This is a genomic window from Burkholderia sp. KJ006, assembly GCF_000262695.1.
Taxonomy (GTDB): Bacteria; Pseudomonadota; Gammaproteobacteria; order Burkholderiales; family Burkholderiaceae; genus Burkholderia; species Burkholderia vietnamiensis.
The window spans coordinates 1,034,743-1,055,137 of record NC_017920.1; the positions used below are offsets into that span (position 1 = coordinate 1,034,743).

The window sequence follows — 20,395 nt, forward strand, 5'->3', positions numbered from 1 at the left end:
GTACGCCGCGTAGCGCGGCGCGCACGACGGAATGACGAAGGCCCGACCGGGAACGGTCGGGCCTTTTCGTTTGCTGCGCCGCCGGTTACTGGCGGTGTCGCTCCTCGTGGGCGGCGGGCGGTGGGTTGCTCGGATGCGGCGCTTCGACGTGCGGCGCCGGCTGCGGGCGAGGCTCCACGTGCGGCGCGGGCATCGACGGTCGCGGCTCCATGCGCGGCTCCATGCGCGGCGCCGGTTGCGGCCGCGGCATCTCATGCACGACGGGCGCCGGCGGCCGGTACTCGCTCACATGCGGCGGCGCGACTTCGCGGTGCGGCGCGGGCTGCGCGAAGTCGGCGCGCGGCTGCGGCGCGGGCGCCGGGCGTTCGGCGCGCGGTTGCCCATGCTGGGCCGGCGCCGCGAAATCGGCGTGCGGACGCGGCTGCTGCATCTGCGCGGACGTGTCGAAGCGGGGCTGCGGTGCTTCGTGCGGCGTGGGCTGCCGCTCGCCCGGTTGCGCGCCGGCCGGGGTTTGCGGACGCGGCGTCGGCGCTGCAGCGCGGACCGGCGGCAGCGCGTTCTGTCCGGCAGCGTGCAGCGCCGTCGGCGGGTTCGGGCGCTGCCGGTCCATCGGAGTATGCGGCTGCATCCAGACGGGCGCAGGCGCAGCTGCGGCATGCGCGCCGTCGTGCGCGGCCGGGCTGTTGCCGGCCGTCGGCGGATGCGGGGCGCCATTGCCGGCGCCCACGGCCTGATGCTGAGCGGGGCCGGGCGCTTGGGCCGCGGCGCCGTTCGCGAAGTGCGCGGCGTTCGGCGCTGCTGCGTTCGGCGTCCGCTCGCCGTTGGGCATGCCCGGCGCAGGTTCGCTCCGTGCGCCCGGTTCAGGCGCGCCCGGCATACGTGCGTTCGGCGTCGGCACGCCGGGCCGGGCCGCTTGTGCCATCCCCGCAGCCGGCTGGCCGGCAGTCGCCCCATGCGCGGGCTGCACGACCGGCCCGTGCGGATTCACGAGCTGCACGTTGCGCATCGCCCACGCGCCGCCGGCCGGGTTGCCCGGCACGTGGACCGACCGCGGCGTGTAGTCGGCCGGCACGCTGGTCTTCACGACCGGCGCACCCGCACCGGGCACGCGCGCTCCCTGGCGCGCGAGCTGCGCGGCCGCCTGGTCGCGATAGGCGGGCGGCACGGCCGGATTGCGCGTCGCGACGAACGGGTGTTGTCCGAGCGCCGCCGGCGGCCGATAAGCGGCCGTGCGCAGACCGCCGGTGAAGCTCTGCCGCACCGGCGCAATGCCCGGCGTACCCGGCATCACGTGTGCGTTGCGCCATTGCCGCGGGTCGACGTGCTGTGCGACGCGCGCGACCGGCTGACCGTGGACGAACGCGGCGGCCGGCACGGCGGTGATCGCATGCGGCGCGCGGAAGTTCACGTAGGTCTTGTTGATGTTCGTGATGTTCACCGTCTTGTTGACCGTCACGTTGTTCACGACGATGTTGCGGTTCACTCGCTCGTAGTAATGCGGGCTCCAGCCGCCCCAGCCGGGATGCCACGGTTCGCCCGGCCCCAGCGCGAACCACGCGCAGCCGGCCGCCGCGATGCCGCCGACCGTCAACGCGACGCTCCAGTCGGGTCCGCCGCCGCCGCCCACGAACGCGACCAGCGCCGGCGCATAGGCGGGCGGCTGGCTGACGACCATCGGGCCGGGCACCCAGGCCCAGCTGTCGTCGACGTAGGCCCAGCGGCCGTAGTGGTACGGCGCGAAGCCCCACGGCGCATCGTCGACCCAGGTCCAGCCCCACGGCGCCTGCCAGATCCAGTGCCCGTCGTGATACGGCGCCCAGTCGGCCGGCGTGTCGTTCGGCACCCATACCGCACCGTAGTTCGGCGTTTCGCGCCACGTGCCGTTCGCGTCGAGATCCTGGTAGCCCGGAATGTCGCGCGACACGTAGCGGGCCGACACCGAGCGTTGCTCGGCCGCGTCGCGGCTCGCGGCCCACTGGTCGAGCGGGTCCGGCGCCGGCGCGGCCGCTTGCTGGGCGACCTGCAGGTCGGTGCCGGTGAACACGACCTGCTGTCCGGGCGACAGCGGGTACTGGCCGTTGCTGCCGTAGACGGTTGCGTTGCCGCTGCGTACGGTGACCGTCGTGCTCGCACCGTCCGGCGCGACGTCGACGCGATAGTCGCCGGGGCCGGCGATGCCCAATGCGAGGTTCGGCGTGTCGATTTCGTACGATCCGCCGGGCGGCAGATTGCGCACGTGCGTCGACACCGTGCCGAGCCCGACTTTCAGCTGCGTGGTCGTGTCGTCGAGGTTCAGTACCGACAGGCTCGTCGATTCGCCGAGACGCACCGCCGTCGAGCCGATATGCAGCTCCGAGCGCGCGCCGGCGTCGTTCCACAGCTGGTCGCCCGTCGTCAGCGGTCGATTCACGGCCGCATACGACCACGTATCGGTGCCGGCCGGCTCGGTCGTCACGGCGCCGGACAAATAATCGAGCCGCGCGACGCGGCCGGGCGGATCGCCGCCCGCTTGCCGCGCGGCGGCCGCATACGGCGGCGCGGCGGTGGATTGCGCAAACGCGGCGGGCAGGCTCGCCAGTGCGGCGAACGCGAGCAGGGCGCAGCGGGCGGTACGCCTGAGCGTGAACAGGGAGTCCATCATGAGCGTCATCGTCGTTGTCTCGGCGCGTCGATTCGTGCCGTCCAGCTCACGATATCCGCTCGGGCTGTTTCAGTGCTCGGTGTTTTGTAAGTCCGAGCGCATCCGATGTAACAAAACCTGTCCAGCGGCCGCGGTTGTCGTCTGCGCGCAATGTGCGCGTCAAGCGGACGTAAGCCAGTCGTCGAAAACGCGCTGGCCGGACACGGTGACGCGCAGCACGCGCGGCCGCGCGGTGCGCTCGATCCAGCCGTGTGTGCAGAAGCTGTCGAGCAGTGCCGCGCCGAGCGCGCCGCCAAGATGCGCGCGGCGCTCGCTCCAGTCGAGGCAGCCGCACGCGAAGCGGCGCCGGCGCGCGCGCTGCTGCGCAACGTCGATGCCCCAGCGCGCGAGCGCGTGCGCGCCGGCGTCGGTGGTCTCGATCGCGTCGCCGTTCGCGTGCAGCCAGCCGCGGGCAGTCAGGCCGTCGAAGATGCGGACCGCGAGCTCGCCGGCCATGTGGTCGTAGCAGGTGCGCGCGTAGCGCAGCTCGGCCGGCACCGTACGCGACGGCGGCGGCACCGGACGGTTCGGCGCGGCGGCGCGCGCGACGTTCGCGAGCGCCTCGAGCGACGCCGCGACGTCGGACGACGCGAGCCGGTAATAACGATGCCGGCCACGGATGTCGAGCGCGAGCAGCCCGCTGTCGGTCAGGCGCGCCAGATGCGCGCTTGCCGCGGACGGCGACAGCCCCGCGATCATCGTCAGTTCTCCGGCCGGCCGCGCGCTGCCGTCCATCAGCACCCACAGCATCGCCGCGCGCCCGGGATCGGCGAGCAATGCGCCGATCCGGCTCAGGCCGGGAAAGTGGTGATCGTCCTGATCGGTCATCGTCGTGCCTCGTCGGAGCGGGTGGAGTCACTGCAGTGTAGTGGCAGCATCGATTCGATGTTTCGGGCTCGGCTGAAATGTCGGATGCGACGGCTGACGTACCGCCGTGTACCGCGGCGGCCGCCGGCCGCGCCCGCGTAGAATGGCCGCACGCGGCGGCAGTGGGCCGCCGGATGGGATGCGATCTGACGATGAAGACGATTTTTTGCCTGGTGGCGGCCGCGCTCCTCTGCGCCGCCTGTGCGCAGGGCGGCAGCGATGCCGCAGGCGGGCGGGGCGGCAGCATCGAGATGTACGGGACGATCGATCAGGGAGTCACGCTGCGCCACTGATGCGGAGGCTGTCGATGCCGCTCGCGAAGCCGCTTTCGGGCCGGTGCGCGGCTGGGTGGGAGGTTTGATGGGAAGCCCGACACGAGGCCAGATGCGAGGGGCTGATGTGAGACCCAACGTGTCCCCTGATGCGCACCCGATGCGCACCTGCACAGCGCACACTGCCACGATGCCGACGCCCCCAGCCCGCCCGCGACGCATTGCCGCAGTGCAACGTATAATGCGCCGACCGCAGCACCCCGTAGCCTGGAGCCCCCACGATGTCGCAATCTTCCCCCGTACCCGCCGCCCTCGACCGCACCGAAACCGTGTTCCGCTTCCTGGCCGAGCCGTCGTCCGTGAACTTCGGCGGCAAGGTGCACGGCGGCGCGCTGATGAAGTGGATCGACGAGGTCGCGTATGCGTGCGCGGCCGTGTGGTCGAGCCGCTATTGCGTGACGGTGAGCGTCGGCAACATCCGGTTCCAGCGGCCGATTCTGGTCGGCAATCTGGTCGAGCTGAAGGCGCGCGTCGTCGCGACGGGCCGCACCAGCATGCACATTCACGTGTCCGTGCACGCCGGCGATCCGAAGGGCGGCGTGCTGCGTCAGACGACGGACTGCCTCGTCGTGTTCGTCGCCGTCGACGAAAACGGCAACCCGGTGCCGGTGCCGCCGTTCGTCCCCGAGACCGCCGAGCAGAAGGTGCTCGCGAAGTATGCGAGCGACGTGCGCGCCGCGCTCGACAAGATCATCGAGATGAAGCCCGAGGAAGTGGCGAACGGCACGGTCTGACGGCTGCGGGCGCAGCCGTCGCGCCGCGCCCGCCGCGCCCGTCGCCACATCGCGCGAAACCCGCGATCAGCGCGAACCGATCATCTGCTCGGGCCGCACCCATTCGTCGAATTCCGCTTCGGTGAGGTAGCCGAGCGCGAGCGCGGCCGCCTTCAGCGTCGTGCCTTCCTTGTGCGCCTTCTTCGCGATCTGCGCGGACTTGTCGTAGCCGATGTGCGGATTGAGCGCGGTCACGAGCATCAGCGATTCGTTCAACAGCAGGTCGATGCGCGCCCGGTTCGGCTCGATGCCGACCGCGCAGTGGTCGTTGAAGCTCTGCGCGCCGTCGGCGAGCAGGCGCACCGACTGCAGCACGTTGTGCGCGATCATCGGCCGGAACACGTTCAGTTCGAAGTTGCCGCTCGCGCCGCCGACGTTTACCGCGACGTCGTTGCCGAACACCTGGCAGCACAGCATCGTCACGGCTTCCGACTGCGTCGGGTTCACCTTGCCCGGCATGATCGAGCTGCCCGGCTCGTTTTCCGGAATCGACAACTCGCCGAGCCCGCAGCGCGGCCCGCTCGCGAGCCAGCGCACGTCGTTCGCGATCTTCATCAGCCCGGCCGCGACCGTCTTGAGCGCGCCGTGTGCGAACACCAGCGCGTCGGCGGCCGCCATCACCTCGAACTTGCTCGGCGCGGTGACGAACGGCAGCTTGGTCAGGCGCCCGATCTCGTCGGCCACGCGCACCGCGAATTCCGGATGCGCGTTCAGCCCGGTGCCGACCGCGGTGCCGCCGAGCGCGAGCTCGTACAGGTGCGGCAGCGCCGATTCGACGTGCCGGATGCCCTGGTCGAGCTGCGCGACGTAACCGGAGAACTCCTGGCCGAGCGTGAGCGGCGTCGCGTCCTGCAGGTGCGTGCGGCCGATCTTCACGATATCGGCGAACGCCTTCGACTTCGCGTCGAGCGTCGTGCGCAGCGTGCGCAGCGCGGGCAGCAGGTGGTTGACGATCGCGTAGGCGGCCGCGACGTGCATCGCGGTCGGGAACACGTCGTTCGACGACTGGCCGCGGTTCACGTCGTCGTTCGGATGAACCTTGCGCGCTTCGCCGCGCTCGCCGCCGAGCAGCTCGCTCGCACGGTTCGCGATCACTTCGTTCAGGTTCATGTTGGTCTGCGTGCCGGAGCCCGTCTGCCACACGGCGAGCGGGAATTCACGCGGATGCTTGCCCGCGATGATCTCGTCGGCCGCATCGATGATCGCGCGCGCCTTGTCGTCGGCGAGGACGCCGAGCGCCTGGTTCACGGCGGCCGCGGCGCGCTTCACGATCGCGAGCGCGTGGATCAGCTCGGGCGACTGCTTCTCCGTCGAGATCCGGAAATTCTGCAGCGAGCGCTCGGTCTGCGCGCCCCAGAGCCGGTCGGCGGGCACGGCGATCTCGCCGAACGTGTCGCGTTCCATCCGAACTGCTTCGTTCATGATGCACTCCTGTCGGAAAGGGAAGGGCCGCGCGTCGCGCGGCGTCGGGCATGGCGTGGTGTGGCGTGATGCGGCATGAGGCAGTCGCGCCGCCGGCGCGGCGTCGCGGATGCGTCAGCGGACAAGCATAGCGCCGGCCGCGATTTCGCGTCGTGTCGCGCTTTACCGCGGCGCGGCGATCAGCGACGACGTCTTCAGATGGAAGCGCCACGCCATCAGCACGGCGACGCTCGCGAGGCCGGCCGCGAGGCCCCACCACAGGCCGCGTGCGCCGAGCCCCGCGTGAAAGGCGAGCCAGTACCCGGTCGGAAAGCCGATGCCCCAGTAGCCGAAGGTCGCCGCGAGCATCGGGATGCGCGTATCGCGCAGCCCGCGCAGCGCGCCGGAGCCCACCGTCTGCATCCCGTCGACGATCTGGAACACCGCGGCGATGCCGAGCAGCGACGCGGCGAGCGATACGGTCGCCGCGTTGGCCGGGTCGTCGAGGTGCAGATACAGGCCGACGATCGCGTGCGGCGCGAGGATCAGCACGAGCCCCGACAGCGACATGAACGCGACGCCGAGGCCGAGCGCGACGAAGCCCGCATGCCGCGCGGCGACCGGGTCGCCGGCGCCGATCCAGTAGCCGACCCGCACGTTGGCCGCCTGGCCGATCGCGAGCGGCACCATGAACGCCACCGACGCGACGTTCAGCGCGATCTGGTGCGCCGCAAGCGCCGTCGCGCCGAGCACGCCGACGGTCAGCCCGGTCGCGAGAAAGAGCGTCGATTCGACGCCGTACGTGATCGCGACCGGCCAGCCGATGCCGATCAGCTCGCCCATCATCGGCAGCTTCGGGCGCGCGGCGCTCACGAAGTGGCGGAACCGCGCGCGGCCGTGCAGCAGCCAGATCAGCGCGAACGCGGTGAGCCAGATCGTGATGGTGGTCGCGACCGCGGAGCCGAGGAAGCCGAGCCTCGGCAGGCCGTATGCGCCGTGGATCAGGCCGTAGTTCAGCACGGCATTGACGCCGATGCCGCCGATCGACACCCACAGCAGCCGCCGCGCGGCGCCGATCGCCGGCAGGAAGGCCCGCATCAGCCCGACGCCGATCAGGCTGCCGAGCGCCGCGAAGCGCAGGATGCCGGTGTATTCGCCGACGTGCTGCGCGAGCGTCGGCGGCTCGTGGAACATCAGCAGGAGCGGTTCCGACAGCGACAGCGCGACGACCGCCGGAATCGCGAGCAGCACCGACAGCACGAAGCCGGTCCAGTAGATGTGCGGCACGCGATGTTCGGCCTGCGCGCCGCGCGCATGCGCGACGCTCACGCTGACGGACGACAGCACGCCCTGCAGCACGGTCACGATGACGAAGAAGAAATTCGCGCCGAGGCCGCCGGCCGCCAGCGAATCGGGGCCGAGCGAGCCGAGCAGCACGGTGTCGGTGACGCTCATCGCCATCTGCGAGAGCTGCGCGATCGCCAGCGGTGCGGCGAGGCGCGCGGTATCGACGGCATGGCGGGAGAGCGACGGCGGCGCGGCGGCCGTCCGCGTGAGACCGGAATGCGACATGGGATGGGCGCTCGCGCGGCGACAGGCCGGCGCTGTCCGTATTTATTTTGAGAGACGCCTAGCTTACGGCTTTCTTCGAATGGTGTCGAACGCGCGCGCCGATGGCCATGTCGGGCTCAGGGGCACCGCTACGCGTCGTGGACCGCGATGCGCGTGTCGCCGAACAGCACGACCTGGCCCGCGCGAATCTTGCAGGTCTTGCGCAGTTCGACCACGCCGTCGACCTTCACCGCGCCGGACGCGACGAACATCTTCGCCGTTCCGCCGCTGTCCGCGAGGCCGGTGATCTTGAGCAGGTTGTGCAACTCGACGTATTCGCCGGTCAGCGTGAAATCCAGATTGGGCATGACGAAGGTGGCGCGGGCTGCGCGGGAGGAATCGCCCCGCATCATACGGCAGCAACGCGGGCCGCGCGAGTGCGCCGGCCTGTTGTTAGCGTCTGTGAGCGAGACGTCAGCAAATGAAACGGTGGGTAACAGTCTGAGAGATTCGAGAACCGGTGCCGCCGGGCGCGGGTCTTTCATCGTGCCTGCTGCGTGTTGCGGCAGGTCACGCGACGGAGCGTATCGATGCGTTCCGCGCCCGCAACTTCTCGAGGAGGATAGTCATGTCCAAGATTCGTACGATGCTGATCGGTGCCGCGCTGACGGTGTTTGCCACTTCGGCCGCGTTTGCCCAGACGGGAACGGCCGCGCAGGGCACGGCCGGTGCCGGCGTGCAGACCCAGGCGCCGGGCGCGGGCGAGGGCGCCGGTGCGGGCATGCAGGGCGGTGCCGGCGCGAACGCGTCGGGCAACGCGGTCGGCGACGGCGCGACCGATACGGCGGCTTCGTCGGTCCATTCGACCAAGAAGCACATGAAGCACACGACGAAGTCGGCCAAGCATCGTGCCGGCACGACCAAGTCGAAGGTCGGCGACGAAGCCGTGGAAGGCGGCGCTTCGGCTGCCGGCGGGACGCAGTAAGCGGTGTCGGGCCGCCGCTCGCCGCTCGCCCCGGACGGCGCGGCGTGACGATGTGACGACGTGGCGGCGACACTCGCGCGGCCCGGTTCGCTTGATGCGAGCCGGGCCGCGCTTCATTCGGGCAGACCGGCGCTCAGGGCCGCCGCTGTTCCGGCCCCGGCCCCGGTGCCGGGCGCGCGGCGACCGGCGCGAAGACGCTGCGCAGCCACGCGGCGAGCCGCGCGAACACGTCGTACGGCTCTTCGACGAAGATCTCCGGCTTCAGGAGCCGCAGATATTCCATCAGCTGCTGCGCTTCCTGTTTCTGGAACGATCCGTGCGACAGCGCGAGCCGCAGCAGCCCGCGCAGTTCGCCGAGCTTGTCGCGCGCCGCGCTGCCGACGCTCATCTCGCACGCGAGCTTGGCCTCGTAGATGCGCTGCCGCAGCGATTCGGCGAGTCGCCACGCGGGCGTCTGCATCATTTCCTCGAGCGCCTGGATGTCCTGCACCGCGCTCTTGATCTGCGCGGCCATCGGATCGACCAGCGACGCATCGCCCTGCGCCTCGGCGACGATCGCCTTGGCCCAGTCGCGGCACGCCTTCGCGAGTTCGTCGGGCGTCCATTCGGCGCGCGACGCGAAGCCGAAGCCGAACTCGCCGGCCTGCCGCATCAGGATCGCGACGACGTCCGGGAATTCCTTGTCGAGCGTGCGTTTCGCCCACGCGTACTGACCGCCTTCGAGCATCCGCTGCACCGCGTGCTCGGTCAGCGGCACCATGTTGTCGAGCAGCTTGGCGCGCAGGAAGTCCTCGAACGACGGCGTCGCGAATTGCGGGTCGAGTTTCAGCGACACGCGCACGAATGCGTCGTAGTCCTTGCGCAGGGACGCAAGCGTGTCGTCCTTGAGGGAAAGAGTGATCTGGCCCATGAATGGTCTCGATGGCGGCCCGTGCGGACCGGTGGCCGCCACTGTCCGCCGGTACGGGCGCGGCGTCGGCGGACCGGTTCACGCCGAGGCCGATGGCGGGTCTTCATCCGCTATATCGGCCCGCGCGACGAAAACTTGAGCACCGCCGGCGACGCTCGTCAGGCCGGCAGCCAGTGGGGGATCACGACCCCTTGCCAGAAGAAGAACACTGCGAGCCCGACCGCGATCGTCACGAGCGGCCGGCGCGTCGTCGCGGACACGAGCACGGCCGCGAGCGCACCGACGAGCTGCGGATTGCGCCAGGTGATCTCGGCCGTGCCGCCGTGCGGGGCGACGGTCATTGGCACGATGATCGCGGTCAGCACGGTGACGGGGACGAAGCCGAGCGCGGTCCGCACCAGCGGCGGGAAGGTCAGCCGCTCGCCGAACAGGAACAGCGTCGTGCGGATCGCATAGGTGATGGTGGCCATGCCGAGGATCAGCAGCGCGTAGCTCACGATGCGGCCTCCGTGCGCGAATCGGGCCGCGCGCGCTCGCGCGCGAGCGTGAGCGTGAGCGCGACGCCGACCGCGACGCCGGCGGCTACCGCACCCAGCAGCCCGAGCTTGTACGGCCAGCCCTGCCAGAAGTACGCGAGCGTGCCGGCCGTCGCGGCGGCCGCGAAGTAGCGCAGCGTGCGCAGCTGCGGCACGACGATCGAGATGAAGGTGGCCGCCATCGCGAAGTCGAGGCCGAGCGACTGCAGGCCGGGGAACGCCGCGCCGAAGCCGATGCCGGCGAGCGTCCAGACCTGCCAGTTCAGGTACATCGCGAGGCCCGAGCCGAAGAAATAGTGGGGGCCGATCGTGCCGGGCTTGAAGTGCCGGTAGTGGGCGTACGCGACCGCGAACACTTCGTCGGTCATCAGCGCGCCGAGCGTCGCGCGCCAGCGCAGCGGCAGGTGGGCGACATAGGGCGCGAGCGTCGCGCTGTACAGCAGGTGGCGCAGGTTCACGATCAGCGTGGTCGCGAGCACGACGACGAAGCTCGCGCTGCCGGCGATCAGGCCGAGCGCGATGAATTGCGCGGAGCCCGCGAACACCGTCAGGGACATCAGCGCGCCGTGCCACGCGGCGAGCGGGCCGCCGGCGACCAGCGTGCCGAAGATCACGCCGAACGGGGCGGCGCCGATCATCATCGGGATCGTGTCGCGCGCGCCGTCGAGCGATTCGGTCAACGCACGGCGCGGCGGTGCGGAGGAAGTGGGTGTCGGGTTCAAAGTGCGCGTCTCCATGACGACGGAGGATAGCGGGGCGAGGCGCGTCGCGGCTTGTACGTTCTTGCGGCGGCGCGGGGCGCTGGCGCGGGCGCCGGTGGGCGGCGCAAGACGCGTGCCGAGTAGGATGGGGGTTTGGTTGTGCTTGGTTCGGTTGCGGTGGAGGCGCAGTCGGCGGTAGTGGTGGACGCCGAAGCGAACCTGAACTGGAACTGGAAGCGAAACCGGAATCCGAGGCGAAACCGGCGCCGTAGGCGAACGAGGCGTATGCCTCAGCGCGCCTGCCAGCGCCCCGGCGGGACGCCGAACATCCGCTTGAAGTGCCGTGTGAAGTGGCTTTGATCGACGAAGCCGGTGGCCGCGGCGACGTCGGCGACCGATGCGCCCGCGCGCAACGGCGCAAGCGCGCGCTGCAGCCGCAACTGGTTGCGCCATGCGTGCGGCGGCATCCCGATCGTGCGCGTGAACAAGCGCGCCGCGTGAAACGGCGACAGGCCGACGGCCTGCGCGACGTCGTCGAGCGTGACGCTGCACGTGAGATCGGCGGCGAGCCGTTCGCGCATGGCGTCGACGCGCGGCTCGTCGGCCGCGAGCGCGTGCGGTTGCAGCCGCGCGTCGGCATGACGCGCGATCAGCGTCGACAGCGCATCGAGCAGCGCCGTTTCGGCGGCGAGCGGATCGTAGACCGGCAGCGCGCCGCTTGCCGCGCCGGCGTGCGCGGAATGCAGGGCATCCGCCGAATCCACGCGTTCACCCGCCACGCACTCGCTCCCGGCCTCCATCATTCGGTGCGCGCGCGCGAGTCGTGCCGCGAGATCGGTGTCGCGGATCACGCCGTTCGGGAACCACGGCGCGTCCTGCGGCCGGCCGACGATCATGCTGGCCAGCGTGCGCAGGTAAGCAACCGGCACGTAGCTGACGCGATAGCACCACCCTTCGTCGGTCGCGCGCGAGCCCGTGTGGACTTCGCCGGGATTGATCACCGGCACCGTGCCGGTTTCGGCGACATGGCCGCTGCCGCGGCACATGTAGCGCTCGGCGCCTTCCAGGATCACGGGAATCGTGTACGCGTCGTGCCAGTGCGGCGCGAACGTGTGGTTGCGATAGGTGGCCGTGAGCAGGTCCGCGTCCGGCAGCAGCGGCGTGCGCCAGTAGCGGGCGGAATCGGGAAGGCGGGCAGCGGGCATGGTGGGGCGCGAAGCGGTCGATCCGACAGTGTATCGTTCGTGCGCGCGGCCCGCGTGCGCCTACTTGACCGGAATCGTCGTGCCGGCCGGCATCGGCACCGCGGTGACGGCGTTCTTCGGGCTGCCGCTGACGACGCGATCGCTGTAGGTCAGGTAGACGAGCGTGTTGCGCTTCGTATCGACGACGCGCACGACGTGCAGCGTCTTGAAGATGAACGACATGCGCTCGCTGAACACGTCGGTCTGCTGCTTGAGCGGTTCCTTGAAGCTGAGCGGCCCGACTTGCCGGCACGCGATCGACGCTTCGGTCGGATCTTCGGCGACGCCCAGCGTGCCCTTGATCCCGCCGGTGCGCGCGCGCGACACGTAGCAGGTGACGCCGGTCACGAGCGGATCGTCGTACGCTTCGACGACCACGCGATCGGAGCCCGTCACGCGAAAGTGGGTGTTGACGCTGCCGACTTCCTCCGCGTGCGCGAGCGGCGCGGCGGCAACGGCGGATAGCAGCAGGGCGGAACGAGCGGCGTAAAGGAGGCGATGCTTCATCGACGTGGCCGGATGCAAATGGGAGACAGAGACTCTAGCATGCGCCGCCGCGGCGAACGGGCGCCGGAAAGACAAAAGGCCCGTCGAATGACGGGCCTTTCATTGTCTGGCTCCCCGACCTGGGCTCGAACCAGGGACCTACGGATTAACAGTCCGGCGCTCTACCGACTGAGCTATCGGGGAATAAATCGGTACATCTGCATGTGTGTTCGGTGACCAACAAAAAACCCGTCCACTTTCAACGGGCCTTTGCTTTTTGGCTCCCCGACCTGGGCTCGAACCAGGGACCTACGGATTAACAGTCCGGCGCTCTACCGACTGAGCTATCGGGGAACAAACATCAACAGCAGAGAAACGAGATTTTATGGAGTGGCTTCTGACCTGTCAATACCTTTGGGCGGCGACATGCAAAATTTTTTGCGGCGCCGCTGCTGGATCAGCGCTCGAGCAGGTGCAGCTTGTCCTGCACGTCCTTCCACTCGTCCGCGTCGGCCGGTGCCGGCTTGGTCTTGGTGATCGACGGCCAGTTCTTTGCCAGTTCGGCGTTCAGCGCGGTGAACTGCTGCTGGTCGCCCGGAACGTCTTCTTCGGCATAGATCGCGTTGGTCGGGCATTCGGCGACGCACACTGCGCAGTCGATGCACTCGTCCGGATCGATGGCGAGAAAGTTGGGACCTTCACGGAAGCAATCCACCGGGCATACATCCACGCAATCCGTGTATTTGCACTTGATGCAGCCTTCGGTCACAACGTGAGTCATTAAAACGCTCCTGCTTGGCGGTATATATGGGGTGGCGTTTGCGCCAAAAGCGGCATTGTAACTGAAGCGCAAAACCCGCATCGCGTGCTCGACTTTCCGGCTTATATCGTTTCGTGATTAGTTTATGGGGCGATGGCAGGCCTGCGCGGTGACGGCGCCGCCGCACGCGCGCGCCGGACGGCTTCACGATGGTCCGTCCCGCATTCGGGTAACATGGCCGGCAGACCGGGCGGCGCGCCGTGCGCCGGGGCCTTGTCACGATATTGGCGGTGCCGCAAACATGATCATTACTTCGCTGCTCGACACGGATCTCTACAAGTTCACGATGATGCAGGTCGTCCTGCATCACTTTCCTGCCGCAACGGTCGAGTACCGCTTCCGGTGTCGCACGCGCGGCGTCGATCTCGTGCCGTACATCGACGAGATCCGCGACGAGGTGCGCGGCCTCTGCGCGCTGCGCTTCACCGACGTCGAGCTCGACTACCTGCGGCGCATGCGCTTCATCAAGAGCGACTTCGTCGATTTCCTCGCGCTGTTCCACCTCAACGAGAAGTACATTTCGATCATGCCTTCGCCGAAGGGCAACGGCGAGATCGACATCGTGATCGAAGGGCCGTGGCTGCATACGATCCTGTTCGAGATCCCGGTGCTCGCGATCGTCAACGAAGTCTATTTCCGCAACACGCAGCGCGAGCCCGACTACCGCGAAGGCCGCGAGCGGCTGCGCGACAAGATCAAGCTGCTCGGCGCGAAGCCCGAGTTCGCCGACTGCAAGATCGCCGACTACGGCACGCGCCGCCGCTTCTCGAAGGTGTGGCACGAGGAAGTCGCGCTGACGCTGCGCGACGGGCTCGGCCCGCAATTCGCCGGCACGAGCAACGTGTTCTACGCGATGAAGCACGACCTCACGCCGCTCGGCACGATGGCGCACGAATACCTGCAGGCGTGTCAGGCGCTCGGGCCGCGGCTGCGCGATTCGCAGACCTACGGTTTCGAGATGTGGGCGAAGGAGTATCGCGGCGACCTCGGGATCGCGCTGTCGGACGTCTACGGGATGGACGCGTTCCTGAACGACTTCGACATGTACTTCTGCAAGCTGTTCGACGGCGCGCGCCACGATTCGGGCGATCCGTTCGACTGGGGCGAGCGCATGCTGCGCCACTACGAGGCGAACCGCTGCGACCCGCGCACCAAGGTGCTCGTGTTCTCGGACGCGCTCGACATCCCGAAGGTCATGCAGCTGTACGAACGGTTCCGCGGCCGCTGCAAGCTCGCGTTCGGCGTCGGCACCAACCTGACCAACGATCTCGGTTACGTGCCGCTGCAGATCGTGATCAAGATGGTCCGCTGCAACGGCCAGCCGGTCGCCAAGCTGTCCGATTCGCCGGGCAAGAGCATGTGCGACGACAAGGCGTATCTCGCGTACCTGCGTCAGGTATTCGGGATCGCGCAGCCGGTCGGCGACGACGCTTCGCAGTAGGCGTTCGCCGCACGGCGACGTGCGGCGCGGCGGGGGCGGCCGGTATAATCCGACGGTATCGCACGCCAACGTCACGAGGACCGTTCATGGACACTTCCGCTGCCCGTCGCCAGATCCTCGCACGCATCCGCGCGGCGCAAGGACGCGCGCCCGAACCCGATGCAGCGGAGCGCGACGGCGTCGCCGACTATCTCGCCCGTCATCCCGAAGGCCCGCGCCCGGCGCCGCCGGCCGACCTCGTCGCCGCGTTCGTCGCCGAAGCGGCGCGCCTGTCCACCACCGTCGACGAAGTCGCGACGCTCGCCGACGCACCGGCCGCCGCCGCACGCTATCTCGGCGCGCACGGGCTGCCGCTGCAGGCCGTCGCCTGGCGCACGCTCGCCGAACTCGACTGGGCCGGCGCCGGCCTGTCGGTCGAATGCCGCAAGCCGCGCGACGGCGATCTGGTCGGCCTGACCGGCTGCTTCTGCGCGACCGCCGAAACGGGCTCGCTGGTGCTGCTGTCCGGCCCCGACACCTATGCATCGGCCGGCCTGCTGCCGGAGACGCACATCGCGATCGTGCCGGCTTCGCGCATCGTCGCCGGTCACGAAGATGCGTTCGCGCTGATCCGTGCGGAGCGCGGCGAGTTGCCTCGCGCGGTCAACTTCATCTCGGGGCCGTCGCGCACCGGCGACATCGAGCAGACCATCGTGCTCGGCGCACACGGCCCGTACCGCGTGCACGCGATCATCGTGCGCGGCGCATGACGCGCCGGCCGCATCTCACCTCACTCGTAGAAGGACGTTCTGCATGAAACGACATGCCGCCTGGGCGGGCATGGCGTCGGGCGCCGCGCTTGGCGCGGTTCCGGCGCTCGCATCGGCCGCCACGCTCGACGGTGCCACGCTGTCCGCGCTGTGGGGCATCCCGTTCGCCGGGATTCTGCTGTCGATCGCGGTGTTCCCGCTGATCGCGCCCGTGTTCTGGCATCACCATTTCGGCAAGATCGCCGCCGCGTGGGCGGTTGCGTTCCTGGCGCCGTTCGCCGTTGTGTTCGGCGCCCGCACCGCGTTCGGTACGCTCGTGCACGCGCTGCTCGAGGAGTACATCCCGTTCATCGTGCTGCTGACCGCGCTGTACACGGTGGCCGGCGGCATCTGCGTGAACGGCAACCTGCACGGCACGCCGAAGCTGAACACCGCGATCCTCGCGCTCGGCACGCTGCTCGCGAGCGTGATGGGCACGACCGGCGCGGCGATGCTGCTGATCCGCCCGCTGCTGCGCGCGAACGACAACCGCAAGCACGTCGTGCACGTCGTGATCTTCTTCATCTTCCTGGTCGCGAATGCGGGCGGCTCGCTGTCGCCGCTCGGCGATCCGCCGCTGTTCCTCGGCTTTCTGAACGGCGTGAGCTTCTTCTGGACGACCACCCATCTGGCGCTGCCGATGCTGTTCATCTGCGCGCTGCTGCTGACGCTGTTCTTCGTGCTCGACACGTACTTCTACCGGAAGGGCGGCGAAGAGCGGCCGGCCGCGCTCGATCCGACGCCCGACGACGTCGCGCTGTCGATCGACGGCAAGATCAACTTCGTGCTGCTCGCGGCGGTGATCGGCCTCGTGCTGATGAGCGGCATCTGGAAGCCCGACGTCGCGTTCGACGTGTGGGGCACGCACGTCGCGCTGCAGAACCTCGTGCGCGACGTCGCGCTGATCGTCGTGGCGCTCGCGTCGCTCGCGCTGACGCCGCGCTCGGCACGCGAGGGCAATGCGTTCAACTGGGCGCCGATCGAGGAAGTCGCGAAGCTGTTCGCGGGGATCTTCGTGACGATCGCGCCGGTGATCGTGATCCTGCGCGCCGGCGCCGACGGCGCGTTCGCGCAGATCGTCCATCTCGTCACGGGCGCCGACGGCAAGCCGATCGACGTGATGTACTTCTGGGCAACGGGCTTGCTGTCGTCGTTCCTCGACAACGCGCCGACCTACCTCGTGTTCTTCAACCTCGCCGGCGGCGACGCGCAGGCGCTGATGACGACCGGCGCGACGACGCTCGCCGCGATTTCGGCGGGCGCGGTGTTCATGGGCGCGAACAGCTACATCGGCAATGCGCCGAACTTCATGGTGAAGGCGATCGCGGAGTCGCGCGGCGTGAGGATGCCGAGCTTCTTCGCGTATCTCGGCTGGGCGTTCGCGGTACTGGTGCCCGTGTTCCTGCTGACGTCGTGGATCTTCTTCACGGCGTAGGCGGGCAAATTTCAACCCAGCGTGCACGGCACGGCGGCGCGCGACGCGCCGCGTGCCGGCCGCGGCATGCGGAGATGGCGATGCAGAAGATCCTGGTCGCACGCCCGATTTTTCCGGACGTGATCGAACGGCTCGAACAGTATTTTGAAGTCGACTGGAACAACGGCGACGCGCTCGCGCCCGATGCGCTCGCCGCCCGGCTCGCCGACAAGGACGGCGCGCTGACGGCCGGCGACCCGATCGGCGCGGCCGCGCTCGCGGCGGCGCCGCGGCTGCGCGTCGTGTCGAACATGGCGGTCGGCTACAACAACTTCGACATGGCCGCGTTCAACGCGGCGAACGTGCTCGGCACCAACACGCCGGACGTGTTGAACGAGTCCACCGCCGATTTCGGCTGGGCGCTGATGATGGCCGCCGCGCGCCGGATCGCCGAATCCGAACACTGGCTGCGCGCCGGGCACTGGCGCAAATGGGCGTACGACGGCTTTCTCGGCAGCGACATCTACGGGTCGACGCTCGGCGTGATCGGGATGGGGCGCATCGGCCAGGCGCTCGCGCGCCGCGCGCGCGGCTTCGGCATGCAGGTGATCTATCACAACCGCTCGCGCGTCGCGCCGGAAATCGAGGCGGAGCTCGCCGCGCAGTACGTATCGAAGGACGAGCTGCTGGCGCGCGCCGATCACGTCGTGCTGGTGCTGCCGTACACGAAGGAGAACCACCACACGATCGGCGCGGCCGAGCTGGCGAAGATGAAGCGCACCGCGACGCTCACCAACATCGCGCGCGGCGGCATCGTCGACGACGCGGCGCTGGCCGTCGCGCTGCGCGACGGCACCATCGCCGCGGCCGGCCTCGACGTGTTCGAAGGCGAGCCGAGCGTGCATCCGGCGCTGCTGGAGGTGCCGAACGTCGTGCTGACGCCGCACATCGCGAGCGCCACCGAAAAGACGCGCCGCGCGATGGCGAACCTCGCCGCCGACAACCTGATCGCCGCGCTCGGCGAAGGGCCGCGCGCCGGCCAGCCGCCGAATCCGATCAACCCTGACGTGATCGGGAAGCCGCGCGCATGACCACGACGTTGTTGTTGGCGGCGATCGTCGTGCTGGCCGTCGCGCTGTCGGTGGCGGTGTTCGCGATGCTGCGCGGCGGCGGCCGCGACGATGCGGTCGTGCTCGGCGACCAGATCGAGGACGCCGCGCATGCGCAGGCGCTCGCAATCGAGCGGCTCGAACGCGAGCTGCGCGGCGAGATCGTCGACAACGCGCGCGGCTCGCGCACCGAGCTGGCCGGCAGTTTCTCGCAGCTGCAGCAGACGCTCGCGACGCAGCTCACGAGCATCGCGACCGTGCAGAACAACCAGATCGACGGCTTCGCGCAACAGCTCGCTAAGCTCGTCGCCGGCAACGCGCAGCAGTTCGACGCGATGCGCGAAAGCGTGCAGCGCCAGGCGCAGCAGGCGCGCGAGGAGCAGACGGTCGCGCTGCGGCTGTTCGGCGACACGCTGAACCGGCAGCTCACGCAACTGACCGAGGCCAACGACCGCCGGATCGGCGAAGTGCGCGCGACGCTCGAGCAGCGGCTGAAGGAAATCGAGACGAACAACGCGGCGAAGCTCGAGGAGATGCGCCGCACCGTCGACGAGAAGTTGCATGCGACGCTCGAGCAGCGGCTCGGCGAATCGTTCAAGCTCGTCTCGGACCGTCTCGAGCAGGTGCACCGCGGGCTCGGCGAAATGCAGACGCTGGCGGCCGGCGTCGGCGACCTGAAGAAGGTGCTGACCAACGTGAAGACGCGCGGCACGTGGGGCGAGGTGCAGCTCGAGGCGTTGCTCGAGCAGATGCTCACGCCCGACCAGTACGCGAAGAACGTCGCGACCGTCCCGAAGAGCAGCGAACGCGTCGAATTCGCGATCCGGCTGCCGGGCCGCGACGCCGGCACGCGCGACGCGGCGCCGGTATGGCTGCCGATCGACGCGAAATTCCCGCGCGAGGACTACGAGCGGCTGATCGACGCGCAGGAGCGCGCCGATGCGGCGGCCGTCGAAGAAGCGGGGCGTGCGCTCGAAGCGCGGGTGCGGATGGAAGCGCGCACGATTGCCGAGAAATACGTCGCACCGCCGCACACCACCGATTTCGCGCTGCTGTTCCTGCCGACCGAGGGGCTCTATGCGGAGATCCTGCGCCGGCCGGGGCTGACCGACCTGCTGCAGCGCGACTACCGCGTGACGGTGGCCGGGCCGACGACGTTGACGGCGCTGCTCAACAGCCTGCAGATGGGGTTCCGCACGCTCGCGATCGAGCAGCGTTCGAGCGAGGTGTGGCAGGTGCTCGGCGCGGTGAAGAGCGAGTTCGGCAAGTTCGGCGATGTGCTCGCGCGCACGAAGGCGCAGCTCGAAACGGTCACGCGCTCGATCGAGGCGGCCGAGCAGCGCACGCGCGTGATGGGCCGCAAGCTGAAGCAGGTCGAGGCGTTGCCCGACGAGACGGCCGCTGGCCTGCTCGGCGCGCAGGCCGCCGACGGCGCCGATGCCGACGATGCGTAGAGCGAAGCCCCACGCGCGCGGCTGAAGCGCGCTGAAACGAACGACGGGCGCCGTGGCGCCCGTCTTCTTTTGCGGCAGCGGTAGCGGCCGCGTAGCCGCGAGCGTTGCGCGTTCAGCGCGCGGCGAGCGCGTGAAGCGCGTCGCCGGTCATGCGCACGATGCGCCAGTCGGGCAGCACGGTCGCGCCCATCTTCTCGTAGAAGTCGATCGCGGGGCGGTTCCAGTCGAGTACCGACCATTCGAAGCGCGCGCAGCGGCGCTCGACGGCGAGCGCGGCGAGGTGCCGCAACAGCGCGGTGCCGAGCCCCGTGCCGCGTTGCGCCGGCTGCACGTACAGATCCTCGAGATACAGGCCGCGACGGCCGACGAACGTCGAATAGTTGTGGAAGAACAGCGCATACGCGACGATCGCGCCGTCCAGTTCGGCGACCAGCGCCTCGGCGGCCGGCCGTTCGCCGAACAGCGCGTCGGCCAGATCGGCCTCGGTCGCGACGAACAGGTGCGTGAGCTTCTCGAACTCGGCGAGCTCGCGCATCAGCGCGACGATCGCGCCGACATCGCGCGCTTCGGCCGGGCGGATCGGCGCTGCGCCGCTCACGCTTCCTCCGGCGGGTCGGACAGCACGATCTCGATGCCGCCGAAACGCGACGCGACCCAGTTGTACGCGTGGCATGCGATCCACAGCAGCACGAAGCCGAGGATCGCGTTCAGCAGCAGCGCGCTGAGGATCGTGCTGAGCTCGACCATCCCGTAGCGGATGTATGCGACCAGGATGCCGAGCAGCACGATCGGCACGCTGAACGTCAGGTAGACGAGGATCAGCGCCTTCGCGGTCTGCCCCGCGGCGATCGACGAGATTTGTTTCTTCATGTGTGGATTGCCCCCGTAGAGATATACCGATTG

Annotated in this window: 21 protein-coding genes and 2 tRNA genes; 8 read left to right on the forward strand and 15 right to left on the reverse strand. The window is 69.3% G+C overall.

The features are described from left to right. Positions 1 to 85: 85 nt before the first annotated feature. Entirely contained in the window at positions 86 to 2,638 is a 2,553-nt protein-coding gene (locus MYA_RS04760; protein WP_041493947.1) for a DUF6600 domain-containing protein, read from the reverse strand. A 162-nt stretch (positions 2,639 to 2,800) separates the two neighbouring features. Continuing rightward, on the reverse strand, positions 2,801 to 3,508 hold the full coding sequence (locus tag MYA_RS04765; RefSeq protein WP_011883886.1) for an ArsR/SmtB family transcription factor: 708 nt from the start codon (positions 3,506 to 3,508) through the stop codon (positions 2,801 to 2,803). A 191-nt stretch (positions 3,509 to 3,699) separates the two neighbouring features. On the opposite strand from MYA_RS04765, the gene MYA_RS31895 reads away from it, so the two are divergent. Together MYA_RS31895 and MYA_RS04775 are read left to right on the forward strand one after the other, a co-directional pair. Beyond that, positions 3,700 to 3,840, forward strand: coding sequence for a hypothetical protein (locus tag MYA_RS31895; protein WP_164715996.1), 141 nt, complete (start codon positions 3,700 to 3,702; stop codon positions 3,838 to 3,840). 260 nt (positions 3,841 to 4,100) lie between these two features. Further along, positions 4,101 to 4,613 carry an acyl-CoA thioesterase gene (locus MYA_RS04775; RefSeq protein ID WP_011883890.1) on the forward strand — a complete coding sequence of 171 codons (513 nt, stop codon included), beginning with the start codon at positions 4,101 to 4,103 and terminating at the stop codon, positions 4,611 to 4,613. Between the two features lie 66 nt (positions 4,614 to 4,679). On the opposite strand, the gene fumC is transcribed toward MYA_RS04775, so the two are convergent. From fumC to MYA_RS04790, 3 genes are all read right to left on the reverse strand, one after another. Then, positions 4,680 to 6,074, reverse strand: coding sequence for a class II fumarate hydratase (gene fumC / locus MYA_RS04780; protein WP_014722698.1), 1,395 nt, complete (start codon positions 6,072 to 6,074; stop codon positions 4,680 to 4,682). A 162-nt stretch (positions 6,075 to 6,236) separates the two neighbouring features. Continuing rightward, positions 6,237 to 7,625 carry a multidrug efflux MATE transporter NorM gene (gene norM, locus MYA_RS04785; protein WP_011883895.1) on the reverse strand — a complete coding sequence of 463 codons (1,389 nt, stop codon included), beginning with the start codon at positions 7,623 to 7,625 and terminating at the stop codon, positions 6,237 to 6,239. 128 nt (positions 7,626 to 7,753) lie between these two features. Beyond that, complete coding sequence (locus MYA_RS04790; protein ID WP_006753074.1) at positions 7,754 to 7,972, reverse strand: RNA-binding S4 domain-containing protein; 219 nt, start codon at positions 7,970 to 7,972, stop codon at positions 7,754 to 7,756. 260 nt (positions 7,973 to 8,232) lie between these two features. On the opposite strand from MYA_RS04790, the gene MYA_RS04795 reads away from it, so the two are divergent. Continuing rightward, complete coding sequence (locus tag MYA_RS04795) at positions 8,233 to 8,589, forward strand: hypothetical protein (protein ID WP_011883898.1); 357 nt, start codon at positions 8,233 to 8,235, stop codon at positions 8,587 to 8,589. Between the two features lie 133 nt (positions 8,590 to 8,722). Here MYA_RS04795 and MYA_RS04800 read toward each other — a convergent pair whose 3' ends face one another. The 8 genes from MYA_RS04800 to fdxA form a co-directional block, all read right to left on the reverse strand. Then, the gene (locus tag MYA_RS04800; RefSeq protein WP_011883900.1) at positions 8,723 to 9,499 is read right to left on the reverse strand and encodes a DUF4088 family protein; all 777 of its coding nucleotides are present in this window, start codon (positions 9,497 to 9,499) and stop codon (positions 8,723 to 8,725) included. A gap of 158 nt (positions 9,500 to 9,657) precedes the next feature. After that, complete coding sequence (locus tag MYA_RS04805) at positions 9,658 to 9,996, reverse strand: AzlD domain-containing protein (RefSeq protein WP_014722699.1); 339 nt, start codon at positions 9,994 to 9,996, stop codon at positions 9,658 to 9,660. Beyond that, complete coding sequence (locus tag MYA_RS04810) at positions 9,993 to 10,772, reverse strand: AzlC family ABC transporter permease (RefSeq protein ID WP_011883905.1); 780 nt, start codon at positions 10,770 to 10,772, stop codon at positions 9,993 to 9,995. Before MYA_RS04810 ends, MYA_RS04805 begins: the two co-directional genes overlap by 4 nt. Positions 10,773 to 11,026: 254 nt before the next feature. Then, positions 11,027 to 11,941: an AraC family transcriptional regulator gene (locus tag MYA_RS04815; protein ID WP_014722701.1), complete on the reverse strand. Its 915-nt coding sequence runs from the start codon at positions 11,939 to 11,941 to the stop codon at positions 11,027 to 11,029. Positions 11,942 to 12,001: 60 nt separating this feature from the next. Further along, on the reverse strand, positions 12,002 to 12,487 hold the full coding sequence (locus MYA_RS04820) for a CreA family protein (protein WP_011883909.1): 486 nt from the start codon (positions 12,485 to 12,487) through the stop codon (positions 12,002 to 12,004). A gap of 107 nt (positions 12,488 to 12,594) precedes the next feature. Then, positions 12,595 to 12,670 (reverse strand) — tRNA-Asn (locus MYA_RS04825). 74 nt (positions 12,671 to 12,744) lie between these two features. Continuing rightward, positions 12,745 to 12,820: transfer RNA gene (locus MYA_RS04830), tRNA-Asn, on the reverse strand. 103 nt (positions 12,821 to 12,923) lie between these two features. Next, entirely contained in the window at positions 12,924 to 13,247 is a 324-nt protein-coding gene (gene fdxA, locus MYA_RS04835) for a ferredoxin FdxA (RefSeq protein ID WP_009688972.1), read from the reverse strand. 280 nt (positions 13,248 to 13,527) lie between these two features. Between fdxA and pncB the strand changes: the two genes are divergently transcribed. The 5 genes from pncB (at position 13,528) to rmuC (ending at position 19,492) form a co-directional block, all read left to right on the forward strand. After that, the gene (pncB, locus tag MYA_RS04840) at positions 13,528 to 14,727 is read left to right on the forward strand and encodes a nicotinate phosphoribosyltransferase (protein WP_011883913.1); all 1,200 of its coding nucleotides are present in this window, start codon (positions 13,528 to 13,530) and stop codon (positions 14,725 to 14,727) included. 86 nt (positions 14,728 to 14,813) lie between these two features. Then, positions 14,814 to 15,476 carry a LutC/YkgG family protein gene (locus tag MYA_RS04845; RefSeq protein ID WP_014722705.1) on the forward strand — a complete coding sequence of 221 codons (663 nt, stop codon included), beginning with the start codon at positions 14,814 to 14,816 and terminating at the stop codon, positions 15,474 to 15,476. A gap of 43 nt (positions 15,477 to 15,519) precedes the next feature. Continuing rightward, positions 15,520 to 16,950: a sodium:proton antiporter gene (locus tag MYA_RS04850; RefSeq protein ID WP_014722706.1), complete on the forward strand. Its 1,431-nt coding sequence runs from the start codon at positions 15,520 to 15,522 to the stop codon at positions 16,948 to 16,950. Positions 16,951 to 17,030: 80 nt separating this feature from the next. Then, positions 17,031 to 18,020: a 2-hydroxyacid dehydrogenase gene (locus MYA_RS04855; RefSeq protein WP_014722707.1), complete on the forward strand. Its 990-nt coding sequence runs from the start codon at positions 17,031 to 17,033 to the stop codon at positions 18,018 to 18,020. Continuing rightward, positions 18,017 to 19,492: a DNA recombination protein RmuC gene (gene rmuC, locus MYA_RS04860; protein WP_011883921.1), complete on the forward strand. Its 1,476-nt coding sequence runs from the start codon at positions 18,017 to 18,019 to the stop codon at positions 19,490 to 19,492. The genes MYA_RS04855 and rmuC overlap by 4 nt, the downstream gene beginning before the upstream one ends. A 112-nt stretch (positions 19,493 to 19,604) precedes the next feature. On the opposite strand, the gene MYA_RS04865 is transcribed toward rmuC, so the two are convergent. Together MYA_RS04865 and MYA_RS04870 are read right to left on the reverse strand one after the other, a co-directional pair. After that, on the reverse strand, positions 19,605 to 20,090 hold the full coding sequence (locus MYA_RS04865; protein ID WP_014722708.1) for a GNAT family N-acetyltransferase: 486 nt from the start codon (positions 20,088 to 20,090) through the stop codon (positions 19,605 to 19,607). Beyond that, on the reverse strand, positions 20,087 to 20,362 hold the full coding sequence (locus MYA_RS04870; protein WP_006476519.1) for a hypothetical protein: 276 nt from the start codon (positions 20,360 to 20,362) through the stop codon (positions 20,087 to 20,089). The genes MYA_RS04865 and MYA_RS04870 overlap by 4 nt, the downstream gene beginning before the upstream one ends. Between the last annotated feature and the right edge of the window lie 33 nt (positions 20,363 to 20,395).